Origin of the sequence: Kribbella sp. NPDC050470 (genome assembly GCF_044458365.1) — a bacterium.
Taxonomy (GTDB): Bacteria; Actinomycetota; Actinomycetes; order Propionibacteriales; family Kribbellaceae; genus Kribbella.
Genome location: NZ_JBITHV010000010.1, coordinates 72,490 through 92,254 on the forward strand (window position 1 = coordinate 72,490; position 19,765 = coordinate 92,254).

The window sequence follows — 19,765 nt, forward strand, 5'->3', positions numbered from 1 at the left end:
CGACCCCTAGCATCACTACTGCTGGTGGTTCGGAGTCACCAACACCACAAGATGTGGGTGACGCCGAGGCAACAGGGGAATCCGGTGCGACTCCGGAGCTGCCCCGCAACGGTGAGCGGAATCCGTCCGCGAGTCCGAGTACCTGCCACCGGCGCGTGCACCGCCGGTGCGCGCGGTCCGAGACCTCGAGGGCGGGTCGCAGGGCGTGACAGGCGCAGTTCCGGCCGGTGCTGCCTGTCCCGTCATGCTCCCCGCCCGCGAGTCCAGGCCCTCCGAACTCGCGTGGAAAGAGCATCTGTGACCGTCACTTCCTCATCGCGATCGACGGCCGGCCGGCCGTCGATCGAGCTGACCGTCGTCCGCCGCGACGGCAGCAGTACGGCGTTCGACCAGTCCAAGATCGCCGTTGCCATGTCCAAGGCGTTCCTCGCCGTCGAGGGCCCGGACGCAGGCGCGACGCACCGGGTCCGCGACCTGGTGACCGACCTGACCGGCCGGGTCGTCGACGCGCTCACCAGCCGCGGTGACGCCCGTCGTACCGTCCAGGTCGAGGACATCCAGGACCAGGTCGAGCTGGCGCTGATGCGCGCCGGCGAGCACCAGGTCGCCCGCGCCTACGTCCTCTACCGGGAGGAGCGCACCCGCGCCCGCACGCCCGCCGACCTGGCCGGCGTGACCGAGAAGCCGGTCATCACCGTGCGCGCGGCCGACGGCAGCGCGGCGCCGCTCGACCTCGACCGGCTGCGGGTGATCGTCGGCGAGGCTGCCGACGGCCTCGACGCGGTCGACCCGCAGCTGATCTTCGACGCGACGCTCGGCTCCTGCTACGACGGCATCGCCCAGCACGAGGTCGAGCTCGCGCTGGTGATGGCGGCGCGGTCGTACGTCGAGACCGAGCCGCAGTACAGCTTCGCCGCCTCCCGCCTGCTGCTCGACCAGATCCGCCGCGAGACACTCGGCCGCGTGCACGGCGAGCCGCGGCAGGCGAGCCAGGCCGACATGACCACGGCGTACCCGGCGTACTTCCCGGAGTACATCCGGACCGGCATCGAGGCGGGCCAGCTCGACCCGGAGCTCGCGAGCTTCGACCTGACCGCGCTCGCGGCCGCGATCAAGCCCGAGCGCGACCTCGACTTCGCGTTCCTCGGCCTGCAGACCCTCTACGACCGCTATCTGCTGCACATCGACAAAGTGCGGTACGAGCTGCCGCAAGCCTTCTTCCTGCGGGTCGCGATGGGGATGGCGCTGCGCGAGGACGACCGCGAGGCGCGGGCCATCCAGTTCTACGAGCTGCTCAGCTCGTTCCGGTTCATGTCCTCCACGCCGACGCTGTTCAACTCCGGCACGACCCGGCCGCAGCTGTCGTCCTGCTTCCTCACCACGGTCGAGGACGACCTGGGCGGCATCTTCACCAAGATCCGCAACAACGCCCTGCTCGCCAAGTACTCCGGCGGTCTCGGCAACGACTGGACCCCGGTCCGCGGCATCGGCGCCAAGATCCGCGGGACCAACGGCGAGTCGCAGGGCGTCGTACCGTTCCTGAAGATCGCCAACGACACGGCGGTCGCGGTCAATCAGTGTTTTGCTCCGGAGACTCTCGTCTATGCCGCATGCGGCGCAACACCGATCAGCGAGATCACGACGGGCGATCTGGTGCTCGGTGCGAGCGGTAAGTATCGCGAGGTAACGAAGACATTCACGTACGACCAAAACGACCCGATGGTGGAGATCGACGTGAAGCATTCGATCGAACCGCTCACGGTTACGGCAGGTCATCCTCTCTACGCGATTCAAGGCGTGCCGATGGAGCAGAGTAACGAGCGAACGCTCGAGTGGCTCGCGAAGGGAAAGGCACAAGCAGCCTGGGTCGAGGCCGGCATGCTCAGCAGCGGTGACTACGTCGGGCAGGTCGTCCCAAAGGAGGTCATTCCGGTTCACGGTCTGACCGAAGACGATGCACGCCTGTACGGCATCCTCCTCGGTGACGGCCACCTGTCGAAAAACGGCAGTCAGTGGGGAGTGTCCGGCAATCCACAGCGCGACACGCACCTGTCGTTCGTACGCGATTACCTCAGCGCTCGCGAAATCCACTTCTGGGAGACCAGTCGCGGTGACAGCTACGCACAGGTCCATTGGGCGGCGGGACGCGGCCCCAGAAGGGACCCGTTGACGGGACGTATCGCCGGACCCGGCGAAGCGACGCTACCGTTCGCCGGCAAGGACCTCTACGACGAGCAACATCGCAAGCACATCGCGCGTCGACTCGCGCATCTCCCGCTCGCCCAGACCCGTGCGCTCATCCGCGGGCTCCTGGAAACAGACGGTGGAGTCTCGCGTGGCAAGGAGATCTACTTCACGACTACTTCACGAAAGCTCGTCAACGGCCTGCGCTACCAGCTGCTCCGGCTCGGAATTCCCACCGCAGGGCAACACCGCACGCGCGACGATCGTCACGTCGGTCAGCGCTCCGACGGATCCGGGATTACCTTTTCGAAACCTGTGCACGTCTTCGACCTCCGTATTCCCGCCGTACCTGGGATTGCCGAACTCGTCGGCGTCACGCCCATCCGGAAGCTCAACTGGATCGCACACCAAAGCATGGTCTTCTCGCGCGTGCGAGAGGTGAGCACAATTGCGACCGTGCCAGTCGTGCACGACCTCGAGGTCGAGGTCGACGAGTCGTACATGACCAGCGCCGGCTTGGCCCACAACGGCGGCAAGCGCAAGGGCGCGGTGTGCGCCTACCTGGAGACCTGGCACATCGACCTCGAGGAGTTCCTCGACCTGCGCAAGAACACCGGCGACGAGCGCCGCCGGACGCACGACATGAACACGGCGAACTGGGTGCCCGACCTGTTCCTGCAGCGCGTCGAGGCGGACGGCCAGTGGACGCTCTTCTCCCCCGACGAGGTCCCCGACCTCCACGATCTGTACGGCGCTGCCTTCGTCGACGCCTACCGTGGTTACGAGGAAGCGGCGGATCGCGGCGAGATCAAGGTGTTCCGCCGGGTCCGGGCGGTCGAGCTGTGGCGGCGGATGCTGACCGTGCTGTTCGAGACCGGGCATCCGTGGATCACCTTCAAGGACGCCTGCAACCTGCGGTCGCCGCAGCAGCACGACGGCGTGGTCCACTCGTCGAACCTGTGCACCGAGATCACCCTCAACACCACCGTTGACGAGACCGCGGTCTGCAACCTCGGTTCGGTCAACCTGGTCGCGCATCTCACCGACGAGGGCCTCGACGCCGAGCTGCTGCGCGACACCGTGAAGACAGCGGTCCGGATGCTCGACAACGTCATCGACGTGAACTTCTACACCACCCCGGAGTCCGAGCGCGCCAACCAGCGACACCGCCCGGTCGGCCTCGGCCTGATGGGATTCGCCGACGCGCTCTTCCGGCTGCGCATCCCGTACTCCTCCGACGCGGCCGTCACCTTCGCCGACACCTCGATGGAGCAGATCAGCTACCACGCGATCGAGGCCTCCAGCGAGCTCGCCGCCGAGCGCGGCCGCTACTCGACGTACGACGGTTCGCTGTGGAGTCAGGGTGTGCTGCCGATCGACTCGATCGCGCTGCTGCGGAACGCCCGCGACGGTGACCTGATCGTTGATGAAAGCAAGCAACTGGACTGGGACGCGCTCCGGGAGAAGGTTCTCCGGGACGGGATGCGCAACTCCAACGTGATGGCGATCGCGCCGACCGCGACGATCTCCAACATCTGCGGGGTGAGCCAGTCGATCGAGCCGGCGTACAGCAACCTGTTCGTGAAGTCGAACATGTCCGGAGAGTTCACGGTGGCGAACCCGTACCTGGTCGCCGACCTGAAGGCGCGGGGGCTGTGGGACCAGGTGATGGTGTCGGACCTGAAGTACCACGACGGCATCCTGGCCCGGATCGAGCGCGTCCCGGCCGACCTGCGCGAGCTGTACGCGACCGCGTTCGAGATCGAGCCGCGGTGGCTGGTGAAGGCGGCCTCGCGGCGGCAGAAGTGGATCGACCAGGCGCAGTCGCTGAACCTCTACATGGCCGCGCCGTCGGGCCGGGCGCTGGACGAGCTGTACCGGTCGGCATGGCGTCATGGCCTCAAGACGACTTATTACCTGCGTTCCCAGTCAGCGACCCACGTGGAGAAGTCCACGCTGCAAGGCACGGACGGCCGGCTGAACGCCGTACCGGTGAACCTTCCTGCACCGACCGGAGCCGTGTGTGCCATCGACGACCCGGAATGCGAGGCGTGCCAGTGACCACCGGATTGGACGAGATCTCCGTCGGCGCGGGCCGGGTGCACGTCGACGACAAGGCGATGATCAACGCGCGGGCGGACGTCAACCAGTTGCTGCCGCTGAAGTACCGGTGGGCCTGGGAGAAGTACCTTGCCGGATGCAACAACCACTGGATGCCGACCGAGGTGTCCATGCAGGCGGACATCGCGCTGTGGCGGCGTCCACCAGGGGCTCGCGACGGACTGACCGACGACGAGCGGCTGATGCTGAAGCGCAACCTCGGCTTCTTCGCCACCGCGGAGTCGCTGGTCGCGAACAACATCGTGCTGGCCGTCTACCGGCAGCTGACCAACCCCGAGTGCCGGCAGTACCTGCTGCGCCAGGCGTTCGAGGAGGCCGTGCACACGCACACCTTCCAGTACATCTGCACGTCGCTCGGCCTGGACGAGGGCGAGTTGTTCAACATGTACCGGGAGGTGCCGTCGATCTCGGACAAGGACGCCTGGGCGCTGAAGTACACCCAGCACCTGGAGGATCCGGACTTCCGCACGGGGACGCCGGAGGCCGACACCGCCTTCCTGCGGGACCTGATCGTGTTCTACGTGGTGTTCGAGGGGATGTGGTTCTACACCGGGTTCGCGCAGATCCTGTCGCTCGGCCGGCGGAACAAGATGGTCGGGATCGCCGAGCAGTACCAGTACATCCTGCGCGACGAGTCCATCCACCTGAACTTCGGCATCGACTGCATCAACCAGATCAAGCAGGAGAACCCGCACCTGTGGACGGCGGCGTTCCAGGCCGAGGTGCGGCAGATGCTGACCGAGGCGTGTGAGCTCGAGGTGGCGTACGGGCGCGCGACGATGCCGAACGGCATGCTCGGGCTGACGGCGGAGCTGTGCGAGCAGTACATGCACTTCATCACCGACCGCCGCGCCGAGCAGATCGGCCTCGCGCCCATCTTCGGCGAGACCCGCAACCCGTTCGGCTGGATGTCGGAGGTGATGGATCTGAAGAAGGAGAAGAACTTCTTCGAGACCCGGGTGATCGAGTACCAGTCGTCGAGCGGACTGAGTTGGGAATGACCGTTGAGATCCCCCGGGTCCGCGAAGACCTGGGGGATCTTAATTCACCTCGACCTCGAGGATGCCGATGATCTTCTCCAGGCGGGCGGCGACCCGGCCGGCGTCGAAGCCGTTGCCTTCGACGACTACGCGGAGGAGGCCGTCGTCGAGGGAGAGGGAGAGCTCGCGGACGTCGTACGGGTTGAGGAGTACGGCGATGCGGGCGAGCAGGCCGCCGGTCTCGACCACGGTGGCGGTGAAGACGGTCTGCGTCTGCTGGGCGGCCAGCACGGTCATCGGGCGACCTCCTTGTGGCGGAGCAGGCCGTACGTGAAGCCGTCGACGAGGGCCTCCCAGGACGCCTCGACGATGTTGTGGCCGACGCCGACCGTGACCCAGGAGCCTTCGCCGTCCGCGGTCTCGATGAGGACTCTGATCACCGCGTCCGTCCCGTGGCCCTGGTCGAGGATCCGGACCTTGTAGTCGACCAGCTCGAACTTGTTCACCACCGGGTACGCGCGCTCGATCGCGGTCCGCAGCGCGTGGTCGAGGGCGTTCACCGGGCCGTTGCCCTCGCCGGTGACGATCTCCCGCTCGCCGCCGGCGACCAGTTTCACCGTCGACTCCGACACTGCCTCGCCGTCGGCGCGCGACTCGGTGATCACCCGCCACGACTCGACGTCGAAGAAGCTGGCCCGCCGGCCGGTGACCTCCTCGGTGAGCAGCAGCTCGAACGACGCGTCCGCCGCCTCGAATGTGTACCCGCGGGCCTCCATCTCCTTGACCCGCTCGGTCACCCGGCTGACCAGGTCGCGGTCGTTGCCGAGGTCGAAGCCGAGCTCGCGGCCCTTCAGCTCGACACTGGCCCGGCCGGCCATCTCGGAGACGAGCATCCGCATGTCGTTGCCGACCAGGGCGGGATCCGTGTGCTGGTAGAGGTCGGGATCCACCTTGATGGCGCTGGCGTGCAGCCCTGCCTTGTGGGCGAAGGCGGACACACCGACGTACGGCTGCCGGGTCGACGGCGGCACGTTCGTCACTTCGGCGATCGCGTGCGCGATCCGGAACGACTCGGCCAGCCGGCCGGCCGGAAGCAGTTCCATTCCCCGCTTCAGCTCGAGGTTGGCGACGATCGCGAGCAGGTCGGCGTTACCGGTGCGTTCGCCGTACCCGTTGATCGTGCCCTGGACGTGCGTAACGCCGGCTTCGACGGCGGCGATCGAGTTCGCCACCGCGCAGCCGGCGTCGTTGTGACAGTGGATGCCGAGCCGGGCACCGGTGGATTCGAGGACATCGCGTACGACGTCCTGGAGCTCCCGCGGCAGCGTCCCGCCGTTGGTGTCGCAGAGCGCGACCACGTCGGCCCCGGCCTCGGCGGCTACTCGTACGACTTCCAGCGCGTAGTCCCGGTTGGCGCGGTACCCGTCGAAGAAGTGCTCGGTGTCGAGGAAGACCCGCTGGCCGTGCTCGCGTAGGTGCGTCACGGTGTCGGCGACCATCCGGAGGTTCTCGTCGAGCGTCGTCCGCAAGGCGCGCTCGACGTGCGCATCGTGGCTCTTGGCAACGAGTGTGACGACCGCGGCGCCGGAGTCACGCAGGGCGGCGACCTGCGGGTCGTCGGCCGCGACGGCTTCGGGCTTGCGGGTCGCGCCGAAGGCCGCGAACGTCGCGTTGCGCAGGTGCAGCTCGGTCCGGGCCCGCTCGAAGAACTCGGTGTCCTTCGGCACCGCGCCCGGCCAGCCGCCCTCGATGAACCCCACCCCGAGGTCGTCCAGGTGCTGCGCGATGGCAATCTTGTCGGCCACGGACAGCGCCAGCCCCTCCTGCTGCGCACCGTCGCGCAGAGTCGTGTCGTAGACGTGGAACTCGTCCGAGATGCTCATGGTCGGCCTTCCGGAGGGGTGCGGCTGGACTGTCGGGGGCAAACAAAAAACCTCCCGCAAGGTGCGAGAGGTCTGCGCGCTCAGGTACAGCTTGCTGAGCGCGCCTAGGGAATAATGACCCGGCAGTTCTTCATGACATTCGGCAGTCTGCCACAACATGTCCGCCAGGTGGCGGCAGCGTCTCGAATCACGAACATTCAGTACTGCGGAGTACCGCAGAGTTCAGGAATCAGGCGGTGAGGGACCAGCCCGGGTCGTCCCAGGCGGTGTAGAAGTCCTCGCGGGTGAGCGCCCGCAGCCCCCACTCGTCGCGGTCGAGCGCCTGGTCGGTGAGCATGCCCTCGTCGTCCTCGAGACGCTGCCACCAGTACCGGGTGATCGTGCCGTCCTCGGCCGCGCCGAGCTGGCGGACCACGACCCACTCGCGCTCGTGCCAGACCGCCTCGTACAGCCAGTCGGTTCCGTTGTCGTCGGCAAGCGCGCCGTACGTCCGCGGGGCGGTGCCGCGGTCGAGGTCCCGGATCAGCTGCACGGTGGACCGGATCGCGGCGGCGGTCTCAGGTGACCAGCCGCGCCGCTCGGCGAGCTCGGCGTAGTAGGCCTCGACGTCGTCCGGGAAGCTGCTCATGGGCCCCGACCCTATCCAAACCCGGCGGTGGACAGCGACCGCCCGTCCACACCACAGACCTGAAAAGCTGCCGTGAAAAGCGGTTGTTGCTCTTGGCATCTGGTTGTGCGGCGACCCGCTCCTGAAGCAGGAGCGGGTCGCCAGGAAACCAAGGGATCAGCAGACGCGGGTCATCCAGCCGTGCGGGTCGGCCGCGCGGCCGTACTGGACGTCGAGCAGGGCGCTGCGGACCGCGGCGGTGGTCGGGCCACCGTTGCCGTCGGCGACCTGCACCTCGCCGTCCTCCCACTTCAGCGACGCGACCGGCGTGATCACGGCGGCGGTGCCGCAGGCGAAGACCTCGCGGATCTTGCCCGAGGCGGCGCCGTCGCGCCACTCGTCGATCGAGATCTTGCGCTCGGTGACGTGGTGGCCGAGGTCGGTGACCAGCTTCAGGATCGAGTCCCGGGTGACGCCCTCGAGGATGGTGCCGGACAGCTCCGGGGTGACCACGGAGTTGTCGTCGAGGACGAAGTACAGGTTCATCCCGCCGAGCTCCTCGACCCACTTCTTCTCGACCGCGTCCAGGAACGCGACCTGGTCGCAGCCCTGCTCGATGGCCTCGGCCTGGGCGAGCAGCGACGAGGCGTAGTTGCCGCCCGTCTTGGCCGCGCCGGTGCCGCCGGGGGCGGCCCGGGTGTACTCCTCGCTCAGCCAGATCCGGACCGGCTTGACGCCGTTCGCGAAGTACGAGCCGGCCGGCGAGGCGATCACGCAGTAGGTGACCTGGGCCGACGGCCGGACGCCGAGGAACGGGTCCGAGCCGAACATGAACGGCCGCAGGTAGAGCGACGTCTCGCCACCGCCGGGCACCCAGGCCCGGTCGAGCTCGACCAGCTTGTGCAGCGAGTCCAGGAACGCCGCCTCGGGCAGCTCCGGGAGCGCGAGCCGGTACGCGGACCTCGCGAACCGGGCCGCGTTGGCCTCGGGGCGGAACAGGTGGATCGAGTCGTCGGGATGCCGGTAGGCCTTCATCCCTTCGAAGATGGTCTGGGCGTAGTGGAACACCGCGGTAGCCGGAGACAGCTCCAGCGGTCCGAAGGCGGTGATCCTCGCGTCGTGCCAGCCGTTCTCCTTGTCCCAGGTGGCGATCGCCATGTGGTCGGAGAAGTTCTGCCCGAATCCCGGGTTCGCCAGGATCGCGCTGCGCTGGTCGTCGCTGGCCGCATGGGTGGTTGGCTCAACGGTGAACTGCAGATCGGCGCTCATGCACCCACCTCGCTGTCGCTCGGTGTCCGCATGAGCGCCGTGGGCGACAGTGTTTTTGTTCGCTCGCTACGCTCGCTCATGAGCGCACCGTACCTCTCGGGCAGGTGGTCATGCGAGCCTCAGCCTGCTGCCCGCTTGGCGATCGCGTCCCCGATCTCGGCGGTGGTCCGGGCGGCTCCGGTGCGCTCCTCGATGTCGGCCGTGACGGCCGCCTCGATCGCCGCGGCGGCCTCGGCCAGGCCGAGGTGGTCGCACAGCAGCGCGGCGGACAGGATCGCCGCGGTCGGGTCCGCTTTCTGCTGGCCGGCGATGTCCGGCGCGGAGCCGTGCACCGGCTCGAACATGCTCGGCGCGGTCCGGTCCGGGTTGATGTTGGCGCTCGCGGCCAGCCCGATGCCACCGCTGATCGCGGCGGCCAGGTCGGTGATGATGTCGCCGAACAGGTTGTCGGTGACGATCACGTCGAACCGGGCCGGGTCGGTGACCAGGAAGATGGTCGCCGCGTCCACGTGCAGGTAGTCCACGGCGATCTCCGGGAACTCCGTCGCCACCGCGTCCACGGTCCGCTTCCACAGGTGGCCGGCGTGCACGAGCACGTTGTTCTTGTGCACCAAGGTGAGCTTCTTGCGCGGCCGCGCCATCGCCCGGGCGAAGGCGTCCCGGACGACCCGCTCGACGCCGTACGCCGTGTTGACCGACACCTCGGTGGCGATCTCGGCCGACGTGCCGACGCGCAGCGCGCCGCCGTTGCCGGTGTACGGGCCCTCGGTGCCCTCGCGGACGACGACGAAGTCGACCTCGCCCGGGCTCGCCAGCGGGGAGCCGACGGACGGGTAGATCTTGGACGGGCGCAGGTTGACGTAGTGGTCCAGGGTGAACCGCAGCTTCAGCAACAGGTTCCGCTCGAGCACGCCGGACGGCACCGTCGGGTCGCCGATCGCGCCCAGCAGGATGGCGTCGTGGCTGCGGATCGCCTCCAGCTCGGCGTCCGGCAGCGTCTCGCCGGTGGCGTGCCAGCGCCGGGCGCCGAGGTCGTACTCGGTCCGCTCGAACGTCACGCCGTGCTGCGCGGCGACCGCGTCGAGCACCTTCAGCGCCTCGGTCGTCACCTCGGGTCCGATCCCGTCACCGGGAACGACGGCCAGCCTGAAGGTCTGTTGCGTGCTCACTTCTTGGGTTCTCCCCCGTTGTAGAGGCGGTTCACGGCTTCCTGGGCAGCCCTGACCTCGGATGCTGCTTCGACGGTACGGCGGGCCGGTCGGCGACGGCGAGCCGCCTTCGGTTCCCGGGCGTCGATCGCGGGCCAGTTGGCTGGATACATGTCGTACATGGTGTTCTCCGGAATGGGTCTCGCCGACTGTGGAACGGGCGGCACGACGGGTCCGAATTTACTCTGACGTCCGACTAAATCGCCACTATGCGGGCACGTTGTCCCGAGATGTGAGATCCCGGTGCGATGCCTGGACCAATGCTGTGCGACTCTCACCCGGTGAGTGCACCTCCAGAACTGCCGCCGCTGGTGTCGGCGGCCCTCAGCCTGTCCGGACGGCGTGGATTCGTCAGCTCGACCAGGAACGAGACCGGCCGGCTGCTCGCCAGCCTGGCGGCGTCGAAGACCGGCATCGTCGGCGAGCTCGGGACCGGCTGCGGCGTCGGCTCGGCCTGGCTGCGCAGCGGCGCCGGCGAGAACACGAGGATCGTCACCGCGGAGAGCGATCCGCAGCTGGCGCAGGCGGTGGCGGAGCTGTTCGCCGACGACGAGCTGATCGAGGTCGTCTCGGCCGACTGGACCGCGCTGATCGAGCGGGGCCCGTTCGCGCTGCTGTTCGTGGACGCGCGGGAGGCGAAGATCGGCGCCCGCGACATCATCGCCGACGTGGTCGAGCCCGGCGGGTTCGTCGTACTGGACGACTTCACGCCGTCCGCGGTGTGGCCGCCGATGTACGAGGGCCGGGTGGACACGCTGCGCCAGGACTGGCTGATGGACAAGCGGTTCACCACCGTCGAGGTGATGGTCGCGCCGGACGCCGCCGTACTGCTGGCCACCCGCCGCTAGACATGAGGCGGGCCCGAGTCATTGGACTCGGGCCCTGATCGGCCGCCATGCGCCTGCGGGCGGCTGACTACCTCCTAGTAAAGCAGTCGTTGTTTTGAATCAGTCGTCCAGGTCCACGGCCCGGGCGGTGTCGGCCTGGACCGCGGTGGCGATGTCGTCCAGGACGGCGGTCGGGATCGCGGAGTCGACGGCCAGGGCGACCAGCGCCTTGCCGCCCTTGCGGTCCCGGCTGACCTGCATGCCGGCGATGTTCACGTCCGCGTCGCCGAGGATGCGGCCGATCTGGCCGACGATGCCGGGCCGGTCCTCGTAGGTGAGGAAGGCCAGGTGCGCCGACAGCTCGATCTCGACGTCGAACCCGTCGATCTCGACCAGCCGCTCGGACTGCCGGACGCCGACCAGCGTGCCGCTGACCGAGACCTGGACACCGTCGGCCAGGGTGCCACGCAGGGTGATCAGGTTGCGGTGCTCCGGGCTGTCGTGGTCGGTGACGAGGCGGACCTCGAGCCCACGCTCGGCGGCCAGCAGCGGGGCGTTCACGTACGAGACGTTGTCCTCGACCACGTCGGCGAACACGCCCTTCAGCGCGGCCAGCTCGAGCACCTTCACGTCGTACTGCGTGATCTCGCCGCGGACCTCGACGTCGAGCTGCTGCGCGACGCCGCCGGCCAGCGCGGTGAAGATCCGGCCGAGCTTCTCGGTGAGCGCGATGCCGGGCCGTACGTCTTCTGCGATCACGCCGCCCTGGACGTTGACCGCGTCCGGGACCAGCTCACCCGACAGCGCCAGCCGGACCGACTTCGCGACCGCGATTCCGGCCTTCTCCTGCGCCTCGTCGGTGGACGCGCCCAGGTGCGGGGTGGCGACCACGTTGTCGAACTCGAACAGCGGCGAGTCGATGCACGGCTCGGTCGCGAACACGTCGAGACCGGCGGCAGCCACCCGGCCCTCCTTGAGCGCGCTGTGCAGCGCCTGCTCGTCGACGATGCCGCCGCGGGCGGCGTTCACGACGATGACCTCGGGCTTGACCTTGTGCAGCTCCTCGTCGCCGATCAGGCCGATCGTCTCCGGGGTCTTCGGCAGGTGCACCGAGATGAAGTCGCTGACCGACAGCAGCTCGTCCAGGGTCGCGAGCCGGACGCCCATCTGCGCGGCCCGGCCGGCCTGCACGTACGGGTCGTAGGCGATCACGTTCATGCCGAAGGCGGCCAGCCGCTGCGCGACCAGGACACCGATCTTGCCCAGGCCGACGATGCCGACGGTCTTCTCGAACAGCTCGACGCCGGAGTACTTGCTGCGCTTCCACTCGCCGTTCTTCAGCGACTGGTCGGCGGCCGGGACCCGGCGCGCGGCAGCCAGCAGCAGCGCGACCGCGAGCTCGGCGGCGGAGACGATGTTGGAGGTCGGCGCGTTGACCACCATCACGCCCGCCTGGGTGGCGGCCTTCACGTCCACGTTGTCCAGGCCGACACCGGCCCGGGCGACGACCTTGAGCCGCTTGGCCGCGGCCAGCGCCTCGGCGTCCACCTTGGTGGCGCTGCGGATCAGGATGGCGTCGACGTCGGCGATGGCCGGGAGCAGCTCGGCGCGGTCGGCGCCGTTGGCGTGCCGGATCTCGAAGTCGGGACCGAGGGCCTCGACGGTGGCCGGGCTGAGCTCTTCGGCGATCAGGACGACGGGCCGGGTTACGTCAGTCATGGGAGAAGTCTCCTGCAGAAGCGGTAGGGGCTCGTTGATCAGAGCACCGCGCTGTGCCCGCTGTCACTGATAGTACCTTGTCGCCCCAACCGGCCACCTGCGCACCCAGGATCCGGTCAGTCGGAGTCGCACATCCGCGTCGGAGAAACCGTCTCGCCGGTTCCACCGAGGCGGAGCTGGCCGCGCTCCCGGACGAGCTGATAACGCAGGTCCAGTTGGTTGCAGGTCCCGCCCTTCGCACCCCGGGCGTTCGGTGAGAACAGGATGGTGAAGGTCATCCGGACGTTCGCGCCGTCAGCGTCGAACCGGGTCACCTCGATGATCTTGGCGCCGAAGAAGTACGACGTCTCATGGTTGGCCCGGTCCTTACTCTCCGGATAAGAACGGGTCATCGCCTTCGAGTACACCTGCTGCTGCAAGGCGGGAAAGTCGTGCCGGTTCTCCAGGGTCAGGAAGTTGCCGAGCGCCTTCTGTGACTCCAGCGCGAGCGGGGTGGCCGCGACCAGCAGCTCCGGGAGCATCGCGGTTTGCGGACCACGCGACCGCTTGCAGGTCCCTGGCGGCTCGGCTGTGCGGCCGACAGGCTTGGCCGCGACGTAGCCCTGCAGCTTGTCGAGGGGGACGATCGTGCTGGTGGTGAGTGTGTCACCGGTGACCAGGCCGACGACCTGGCCGGATTTGTCGACCACGGGGCCGCCGAGTTTGGCGGTGTTCAGCACCGAGCTGAGTGCCTGCGGCTGCTCCGTCGTACCGACCGATCGCGAGGTCAGCTGGCCGGCCGCGGTGTAGCCGAGGAGGGCCCGCTCGGCCTTCGGGTCGGGGTTCGCCGACGCGAGCGGGACCGGCTCGACGTCCAGTCGAGTGAGCAACCGCAGTACGGCGACGCCGTCGGCGCTGCTGCCGAGCTGGTTGACCCGGCGGACCCGGCCGTCCTCGGTCATGATCGCGATCGACAGCGGCTGCCGGATCGCGGACGCGGCGGTCAGGACCTTGTTGTCACCGATCAGCACCCCGGTTGCCTCGCCGGTGCCCTCGCAGGTCGTGGCCAGGACGCGGACGACCCCGGACCTGACCGACTCGAGGACCTGCTCGGTGTCGAGCCGCAGGCTCTGGGCGCGCAGGTACCAGCCGGCGCTCGCGCCGGCGCCCAGGATCAGCAGCACGACCACGAACCCGGCCAGGAACCGGCCGAACTTCCACGGCTGACGCGGTGGCGGCTGCGGCGCCCGCGGGGTGCTGACCTGGAGCTGGGTGAGCGGCGGCGCGCCCGCAGGAACCCGCCGAGGCGGCCGCGGCAGCTGTCTGCCGTCCTCCACCACCGGTCACCTCCCCCACACCCGCGTCGGACTCGTCACTGATTGTGCCAAAAGCAGAGGTCCGGGCCACCCACCTGGGTGCCCCGGACCTCTGTTCGGTGCGCGTCAGCGGGCTGCGGTGCCCTCGACGTAGTCCTCGTCGTGCGACTTGACCCACGCCATCAGGCCGCGCAGCTCCTTGCCCACGGCCTCGATCGGGTGCGACTCGCTCTGCTTGCGGAACTCGGCGAACTCCGGCGCGCCGGCGTCCTGGTCGGCGATGAACCGGGCGGCGAAGGTGCCGTCGGTGATGTCGGCCAGCACCTCCTTCATCCGGGCCTTCACCGACGCGTCGATGATTCGCGGGCCGGACACGTAGTCGCCGTACTCGGCGGTGTCGGAGACCGACCAGCGCTGCTTGGCGATACCGCCTTCGTAGATCAGGTCGACGATCAGCTTGAGCTCGTGCAGGCACTCGAAGTACGCGACCTCGGGCTGGTAGCCGGCCTCGGTGAGCGTCTCGAAGCCGGCCTGGATCAGCGCCGACACACCACCGCAGAGGACGGCCTGCTCACCGAACAGGTCGGTCTCGGTCTCCTCGGTGAAGGTGGTCTTGATGCCGCCGGCCCGCAGGCCGCCGATGCCCTTGGCGTACGAGAGCGCCAGGTCCCAGGCCTTGCCGCCGGCGTCCTGCTCGACCGCGACCAGCACCGGGACGCCGCGGCCCTCGGAGAACTCGCGGCGGACCAGGTGGCCCGGGCCCTTCGGGGCAACCATGAACACGTCCACACCGGCCGGCGGCTTGATGTAGCCGAACCGGATGTTGAAGCCGTGGCCGAAGACGAGCGCGTCGCCGTCGACCAGGTTCGGCTCGATCGCCTCGGTGTACAGCTTGCGCTGCGCCGGGTCCGGCGCGAGGACGACGATCACGTCGGCCTCCTCGCACGCCTCGGCTGGGGTGACCACGCGCAGGCCGTGGGCCTCGGCCTTGGCGCGGCTCTTGGAACCCTCGGGCAGGCCGACCCGGACATCGACGCCGGAGTCGCGCAGCGACAGCGCGTGGGCGTGGCCCTGGCTGCCGTAGCCGAGTACGGCCACGTGGCGGCCCTGGATCACCGACAGGTCGGCGTTGTCGTCGTAGAACATTTCAGCTGCCACTTTGGGCTCTTCTCCTCTGTAGTGAAATTCGGTACGGCGCTGCGACTCAGCTGTGCCGGGCCACGGATCGGCCCGGCGGCGGCGCCGGAACCGGGTGCGGTCGATCGCCGGCGGGCTGTGCCTGGACGTTCGGGGTGCCCGAAGCGACGTGTGGCGGTGGCACCGGGACCGGCCGCAGGGTGCGGTCGGAGATGGAGCGGCTGCCCCGTCCGATCGCCACCATGCCGGACTGCACCAGCTCGCGGACGCCGAAGGGTTCCAGCACCCGGAGCATGGCCTCGAGTTTGTCGGGATTACCGGTCGCCTCGATCGTGATCGCGTCCGGTGCGACGTCCACCACCTTCGCACGGAACAGCTGGACGGTCTCCAGCACCTGTCCCCTGGTCAGGGTGTCCGCCTTGACCTTCACCAGCAGCAGTTCACGCTGAACCGTCTGGCTGGGCTCGAGCTCGACGATCTTGATCACGTTCACCAGCTTGTTCAGCTGCTTGGTGATCTGCTCCAGAGGCTGCTCGTCCACGCTGACCGCGATGGTCATCCGGGACACCTCCGGATGCTCGGTCGGGCCGACCGCGAGCGAGTCGATGTTGAACCCGCGCCGCGAGATCAGCGCCGCCACCCGGGCCAGCACACCGTGCTTGTTCTCGACCAGGATCGACAATGTGTGCTTACTCATCGACGTCCTCGCTTCGCTCCGGGCGCCGATGAGGCACAAGTTACGCTGTGTTGGATTGTTCCTTCGCTTCGCTCAGTCACGGCTACAGCTCCTCGCTGTCCCAGGTCGGCGCCATGTCACGGGCGATCTGGATCTCGTCGTTGCTCATGCCGGCCGCGACCATCGGCCAGACCATCGCGTCGCGGTGCACCACGAAGTCGACCACGACCGGCGCGTCGTGGACCGCCATCGCCTTCTCGATCGTCGCGTCCACCGAGTCCCGGTCGGAGCAGCGCAGCCCGACGCCGCCCATCGCCTCGGCCAGCTTGGCGAAGTCCGGGATCCGGGCCGAGTGCAGGTCGGTGTTGGAGTAGCGCTGGTCGTAGAACAGCGTCTGCCACTGCCGGACCATGCCCAGCGACTGGTTGTTGATCACGGCAACCTTGATCGGGATGCCCTCCAGCGCGCAGGTGACCAGCTCCTGGTTGGTCATCTGGAAGCAGCCGTCGCCGTCGATCGCCCACACGGTCTTGTCCGGCCGGGCGACCTTCGCGCCCATCGCGGCCGGGACGGCGTACCCCATGGTGCCGAGGCCGCCGGAGTTCAGCCAGTGGCCGGGCTTCTCGAACGGCAGGTAGTGCGCGGCCCACATCTGGTGCTGGCCGACGCCGGCGGTGTAGACGGCGTCCGGGCCGGCGATCTTGCCGATCCGCTCGATCACGTGCTGCGGCGACAGCGTGCCGTCGTCGGGCTCGTCGTACGCGACCGGGTACTTCGCCCGGACCGCCTCGAGCTGCTTGCGCCAGGTGTCGTACGACGGGGTGCGGCCGGTGTTCGTGATCTCGGTCCGCAGGGCGGCGATCAGGTCGGTGATGACCTCCTTGCAGTCGCCCACGATCGGCACGTCGGCGGCCCGGTTCTTGCCGATCTCGGCCGGGTCGATGTCGGCGTGGATCACCTTCGCCTCGGGGGCGAACGAGTCGAGCTTGCCGGTCACCCGGTCGTCGAAGCGGGCGCCCAGGCAGATCAGCAGGTCGGACCGCTGCAGGGCGCCGACCGCGGACACCGAGCCGTGCATGCCCGGCATGCCGAAGTGCAGGTCGTGGGTGTCGGGCAACGCGCCGCGGGCCATCAGCGTGGTGACCACCGGGATGCCGAGCAGCTCGGCGAGCTCCTTCAGCTCGGCGTCGGCCTGGGCCCGGATCACGCCGCCGCCGACGTACAGGACGGGCTTCTCGGCGGCCGCGATCAGCCGGGCCGCCTCCCGCACCTGCTTGGGGTGCGGGCGGGTCACCGGCCGGTAGCCGGGCAGCGAGAGCTCGGTCGGCCAGTGGAAGTCGACCTTGGCCTGCATCGCGTCCTTGGTCACGTCGACCAGCACCGGGCCGGGCCGGCCGGTGGAGGCGATGTAGAACGCCTCGGCGACCGTGGTGGCGATGTCGTTCGGGTCGTTGACCAGGAAGTTGTGCTTGGTGATCGGCATCGTGATGCCGCGGATGTCGGCCTCCTGGAAGGCGTCCGTGCCGATCGCGGCGCTGGCCACCTGGCCGGTGATCGCGACCAGCGGCACCGAGTCCATGTAGGCGTCGGCGATCGGCGTGACCAGGTTGGTCGCGCCCGGGCCGGAGGTGGCCATGCAGACGCCGACCTTGCCGGACGCCGAGGCGTACCCCTGGGCGGCGTGGCCGGCGCCCTGCTCGTGACGTACCAGGATGTGGCGGATCTGGGTCGAGTCGAGCATCGGGTCGTACGCCGGGAGGATCGCGCCACCCGGGATGCCGAAGACGGTGTCCACTCCGGCATGTTCCAGCGCGCGGATCAGAGCCTGTGCCCCGGTCAGCTGCTCACTCATGAGTGCCTTCCTGTCCTGTCACGATGTTGGCTTTGTCGCGACCGATCCATCCTCGCTCTTGTCTGTCGTCAGGTCACATCTGGGTCGCAGATAGTCGCCCTGGCAACAACTGAGCTCAATAAAAAGGCCCCTTCCGCCGGGTTGGCTGAAGGGGCGCGCTCGACTCGGTGGTCGCGTCAGTCGGCGCGCCGCACAAGTACGAGGAGAATCGATCGCATGTAGGCAACATTCGCCGACACACCGCGACCGGGTCAAGTTCGACGGCTAACCGTCCCATGATCTGAGATCCCCGTCTTACCGATAGCGGACCGAGAGCGTACTGCTTGGGCGTCGGCTAGATGCAGACCGCGCCCTCAGAAGCTGAGCGGACGAGCCGGGTGTACTTGCCGAGCACGCCCTTGGTGATGTTCGGCGCCTTCGGGGTCCACCCGGCTTTGCGCTGCTCGAGCTCCGCGGCGCTGACGTGGAGCTCGAGGGTGCGGTTCTTGACGTCGAGCGTGATCCGGTCGCCGTCGCGGACGAACGCGATCGGCCCGCCGTCCACAGCTTCCGGCGCGACGTGGCCGACGCAGAGTCCCGTCGTACCGCCGGAGAAGCGGCCGTCGGTGAGCAGCAGCACGTCCTTGCCGAGGCCGGCGCCCTTGATCGCGCCGGTTACGGCGAGCATCTCGCGCATCCCGGGGCCGCCCTTCGGGCCCTCGTAGCGGATCACCACGACATCACCGGGCTTGAGGGAGGCGACGGCGTCCATCGCACCACGCTCGCCGTCGAAGACCCGCGCCGTACCCTCGAAGACGTCGGAGTCGAAGCCGGCACTCTTCACCACCGCACCCTCCGGCGCCAGCGAGCCGTGCAGGATGGTGATCCCGCCGGTGCCGTGGATCGGCTTGTCCAGCGCGCGGATGATCACGCCGTCGACGTCTGGCGGGGCGATCTCAGCGAGGTTCTCGGCCATCGTCTTGCCGGTCACGGTCAGGCAGTCGCCGTGCAGCAGGCCCGCGTCGAGCAGCGCGCGCATCACCACGGGGATGCCGCCGACCCGGTCGACGTCGGTCATCACGTAGCGGCCGAACGGCTTCAGGTCGCCGAGATGCGGCACCCCGGCGCCGATCCGGTTGAAGTCGGCCAGGGTCAGCTCCACATCGGCTTCGCGTGCGATCGCGAGCAGGTGCAGTACGGCGTTCGTCGAGCCACCCAGCGCCATCACGACGGCGATGGCGTTCTCGAACGCTTGCTTGGTAAGGATCTGCCGGGCCGTGATCCCCTTCTGCAGCAGGCCGACCGCGGCCTCGCCGGACTTGCGGGCGTACCCGTCCCGGCGCCGGTCCACCGCGGGCGGGGCGGCCGAGCCGGGCAGCGACATCCCGAGCGCCTCCGCGGAGGCGGCCATCGTGTTCGCGGTGTACATGCCGCCGCAGGCGCCTTCGCCGGGGCAGATCGCACGTTCGACGGCGTCGACCTCGTCCTGCGTGATCAGGCCGCGCACGCAGGCGCCGACCGCCTCGAAGGCGTCGATGATCGTGACGTCCTTGTCGCCGAGCCGGCCGGGCATGATGGAACCGGCGTACAGGAAGACACTTGCCAGGTCGAGCCGCGCGGCAGCCATCAGCATGCCGGGCAGCGACTTGTCGCAGCCGGCCAGCAGCACCGAGCCGTCGAGCCGCTCGGCCTCCATCACGGTCTCGACCGAGTCGGCGATGATCTCCCGGCTGACGAGTGAGTAGTGCATGCCGACGTGGCCCATCGAGATGCCGTCGGACACGCTGATCGTGCCGAACTCCAGCGGGTACCCGCCGGCCGCGTGCACGCCCTCCTTGACCGCCTTCGCGAGCCGGTCCAGGGACAGGTTGCACGGGGTGATCTCGTTCCAGCTCGAGGCGACGCCGACCTGCGGCTTGGCCCAGTCGTCGTCACCCATCCCGACCGCCCGGAGCATCCCACGCGACGCAGTCGCCTCGAGTCCATCGGTCACTGTCCGGCTACGTGGCTTCACATCGACCATGGCCT

Annotated in this window: 14 protein-coding genes, 1 pseudogene and 1 riboswitch; of the genes and pseudogenes, 3 read left to right on the forward strand and 12 right to left on the reverse strand. The window is 68.6% G+C overall.

Going from position 1 to position 19,765, the window contains the following annotated elements:
- The first annotated feature begins 8 nt into the window (after window positions 1-8).
- A riboswitch (cobalamin riboswitch) is annotated at window positions 9-165 on the forward strand.
- Between the two features lie 132 nt (window positions 166-297).
- Window positions 298-4,245 carry a ribonucleoside-diphosphate reductase subunit alpha gene (locus ACIBGM_RS29585; RefSeq protein WP_396387369.1) on the forward strand — a complete coding sequence of 1,316 codons (3,948 nt, stop codon included), beginning with the start codon at window positions 298-300 and terminating at the stop codon, window positions 4,243-4,245.
- Window positions 4,227-5,306 carry a ribonucleotide-diphosphate reductase subunit beta gene (locus ACIBGM_RS29590; RefSeq protein WP_396387370.1) on the forward strand — a complete coding sequence of 360 codons (1,080 nt, stop codon included), beginning with the start codon at window positions 4,227-4,229 and terminating at the stop codon, window positions 5,304-5,306. The genes ACIBGM_RS29585 and ACIBGM_RS29590 overlap by 19 nt, the downstream gene beginning before the upstream one ends.
- A gap of 39 nt (window positions 5,307-5,345) precedes the next feature.
- On the opposite strand, the gene ACIBGM_RS29595 is transcribed toward ACIBGM_RS29590, so the two are convergent.
- The 6 genes from ACIBGM_RS29595 to ACIBGM_RS29620 form a co-directional block, all read right to left on the reverse strand.
- Window positions 5,346-5,582 (reverse strand): hypothetical protein, encoded by a 237-nt coding sequence (locus ACIBGM_RS29595; protein WP_360523862.1) that lies wholly within the window; start codon window positions 5,580-5,582, stop codon window positions 5,346-5,348.
- On the reverse strand, window positions 5,579-7,168 hold the full coding sequence (gene cimA, locus ACIBGM_RS29600; protein WP_360523865.1) for a citramalate synthase: 1,590 nt from the start codon (window positions 7,166-7,168) through the stop codon (window positions 5,579-5,581). Before cimA ends, ACIBGM_RS29595 begins: the two co-directional genes overlap by 4 nt.
- A 229-nt stretch (window positions 7,169-7,397) precedes the next feature.
- The gene (locus tag ACIBGM_RS29605) at window positions 7,398-7,796 is read right to left on the reverse strand and encodes a hypothetical protein (protein WP_360523868.1); all 399 of its coding nucleotides are present in this window, start codon (window positions 7,794-7,796) and stop codon (window positions 7,398-7,400) included.
- Window positions 7,797-7,952: 156 nt separating this feature from the next.
- Window positions 7,953-9,044 carry a branched-chain amino acid aminotransferase gene (locus ACIBGM_RS29610; protein WP_360523871.1) on the reverse strand — a complete coding sequence of 364 codons (1,092 nt, stop codon included), beginning with the start codon at window positions 9,042-9,044 and terminating at the stop codon, window positions 7,953-7,955.
- A gap of 119 nt (window positions 9,045-9,163) precedes the next feature.
- Entirely contained in the window at window positions 9,164-10,213 is a 1,050-nt protein-coding gene (locus ACIBGM_RS29615; protein WP_360523874.1) for a 3-isopropylmalate dehydrogenase, read from the reverse strand.
- On the reverse strand, window positions 10,210-10,365 hold the full coding sequence (locus ACIBGM_RS29620; protein ID WP_396387371.1) for a hypothetical protein: 156 nt from the start codon (window positions 10,363-10,365) through the stop codon (window positions 10,210-10,212). Before ACIBGM_RS29620 ends, ACIBGM_RS29615 begins: the two co-directional genes overlap by 4 nt.
- Before the next feature lie 168 nt (window positions 10,366-10,533).
- Between ACIBGM_RS29620 and ACIBGM_RS29625 the strand changes: the two genes are divergently transcribed.
- Window positions 10,534-11,100 (forward strand): class I SAM-dependent methyltransferase, encoded by a 567-nt coding sequence (locus ACIBGM_RS29625; RefSeq protein WP_360523880.1) that lies wholly within the window; start codon window positions 10,534-10,536, stop codon window positions 11,098-11,100.
- Window positions 11,101-11,199: 99 nt separating this feature from the next.
- Here the strand turns inward: ACIBGM_RS29625 and serA are convergent, their stop codons facing one another.
- The 6 genes and pseudogenes from serA to ilvD form a co-directional block, all read right to left on the reverse strand.
- On the reverse strand, window positions 11,200-12,798 hold the full coding sequence (gene serA, locus ACIBGM_RS29630; protein WP_360523883.1) for a phosphoglycerate dehydrogenase: 1,599 nt from the start codon (window positions 12,796-12,798) through the stop codon (window positions 11,200-11,202).
- A gap of 116 nt (window positions 12,799-12,914) precedes the next feature.
- Window positions 12,915-14,114, reverse strand: a complete 1,200-nt coding sequence (locus tag ACIBGM_RS29635) for a serine protease (RefSeq protein WP_396387372.1) — start codon at window positions 14,112-14,114, stop codon at window positions 12,915-12,917.
- A 105-nt stretch (window positions 14,115-14,219) separates the two neighbouring features.
- On the reverse strand, window positions 14,220-15,239 hold the full coding sequence (ilvC, locus tag ACIBGM_RS29640; protein WP_396387582.1) for a ketol-acid reductoisomerase: 1,020 nt from the start codon (window positions 15,237-15,239) through the stop codon (window positions 14,220-14,222).
- A gap of 184 nt (window positions 15,240-15,423) precedes the next feature.
- Window positions 15,424-15,927: pseudogene (ilvN, locus tag ACIBGM_RS29645) on the reverse strand (acetolactate synthase small subunit); the annotation flags it as partial.
- A gap of 82 nt (window positions 15,928-16,009) precedes the next feature.
- Window positions 16,010-17,758 (reverse strand): acetolactate synthase large subunit, encoded by a 1,749-nt coding sequence (locus tag ACIBGM_RS29650; protein WP_360523889.1) that lies wholly within the window; start codon window positions 17,756-17,758, stop codon window positions 16,010-16,012.
- A 334-nt stretch (window positions 17,759-18,092) separates the two neighbouring features.
- On the reverse strand, window positions 18,093-19,760 hold the full coding sequence (ilvD, locus tag ACIBGM_RS29655; protein ID WP_396387373.1) for a dihydroxy-acid dehydratase: 1,668 nt from the start codon (window positions 19,758-19,760) through the stop codon (window positions 18,093-18,095).
- Window positions 19,761-19,765: the final 5 nt, after the last annotated feature.

What these genes read in the sequence shown, in the direction of transcription:
- ilvD (WP_396387373.1), bottom strand. Translation starts at nt 19,760, where the DNA reads ATGGTCGATGTGAAGCCACGTAGCCGGACAGTGACCGATGGACTCGAG.
- ACIBGM_RS29610 (WP_360523871.1), bottom strand. Translation starts at nt 9,044, where the DNA reads ATGAGCGCCGATCTGCAGTTCACCGTTGAGCCAACCACCCATGCGGCC.
- ACIBGM_RS29595 (WP_360523862.1), bottom strand. Translation starts at nt 5,582, where the DNA reads ATGACCGTGCTGGCCGCCCAGCAGACGCAGACCGTCTTCACCGCCACC.
- ACIBGM_RS29605 (WP_360523868.1), bottom strand. Translation starts at nt 7,796, where the DNA reads ATGAGCAGCTTCCCGGACGACGTCGAGGCCTACTACGCCGAGCTCGCC.
- ilvC (WP_396387582.1), bottom strand. Translation starts at nt 15,239, where the DNA reads ATGTTCTACGACGACAACGCCGACCTGTCGGTGATCCAGGGCCGCCAC.
- serA (WP_360523883.1), bottom strand. Translation starts at nt 12,798, where the DNA reads ATGACTGACGTAACCCGGCCCGTCGTCCTGATCGCCGAAGAGCTCAGC.
- ACIBGM_RS29620 (WP_396387371.1), bottom strand. Translation starts at nt 10,365, where the DNA reads ATGTATCCAGCCAACTGGCCCGCGATCGACGCCCGGGAACCGAAGGCG.
- cimA (WP_360523865.1), bottom strand. Translation starts at nt 7,168, where the DNA reads ATGAGCATCTCGGACGAGTTCCACGTCTACGACACGACTCTGCGCGAC.
- ACIBGM_RS29650 (WP_360523889.1), bottom strand. Translation starts at nt 17,758, where the DNA reads ATGAGTGAGCAGCTGACCGGGGCACAGGCTCTGATCCGCGCGCTGGAA.
- ACIBGM_RS29590 (WP_396387370.1), top strand. Translation starts at nt 4,227, where the DNA reads ATGCGAGGCGTGCCAGTGACCACCGGATTGGACGAGATCTCCGTCGGC.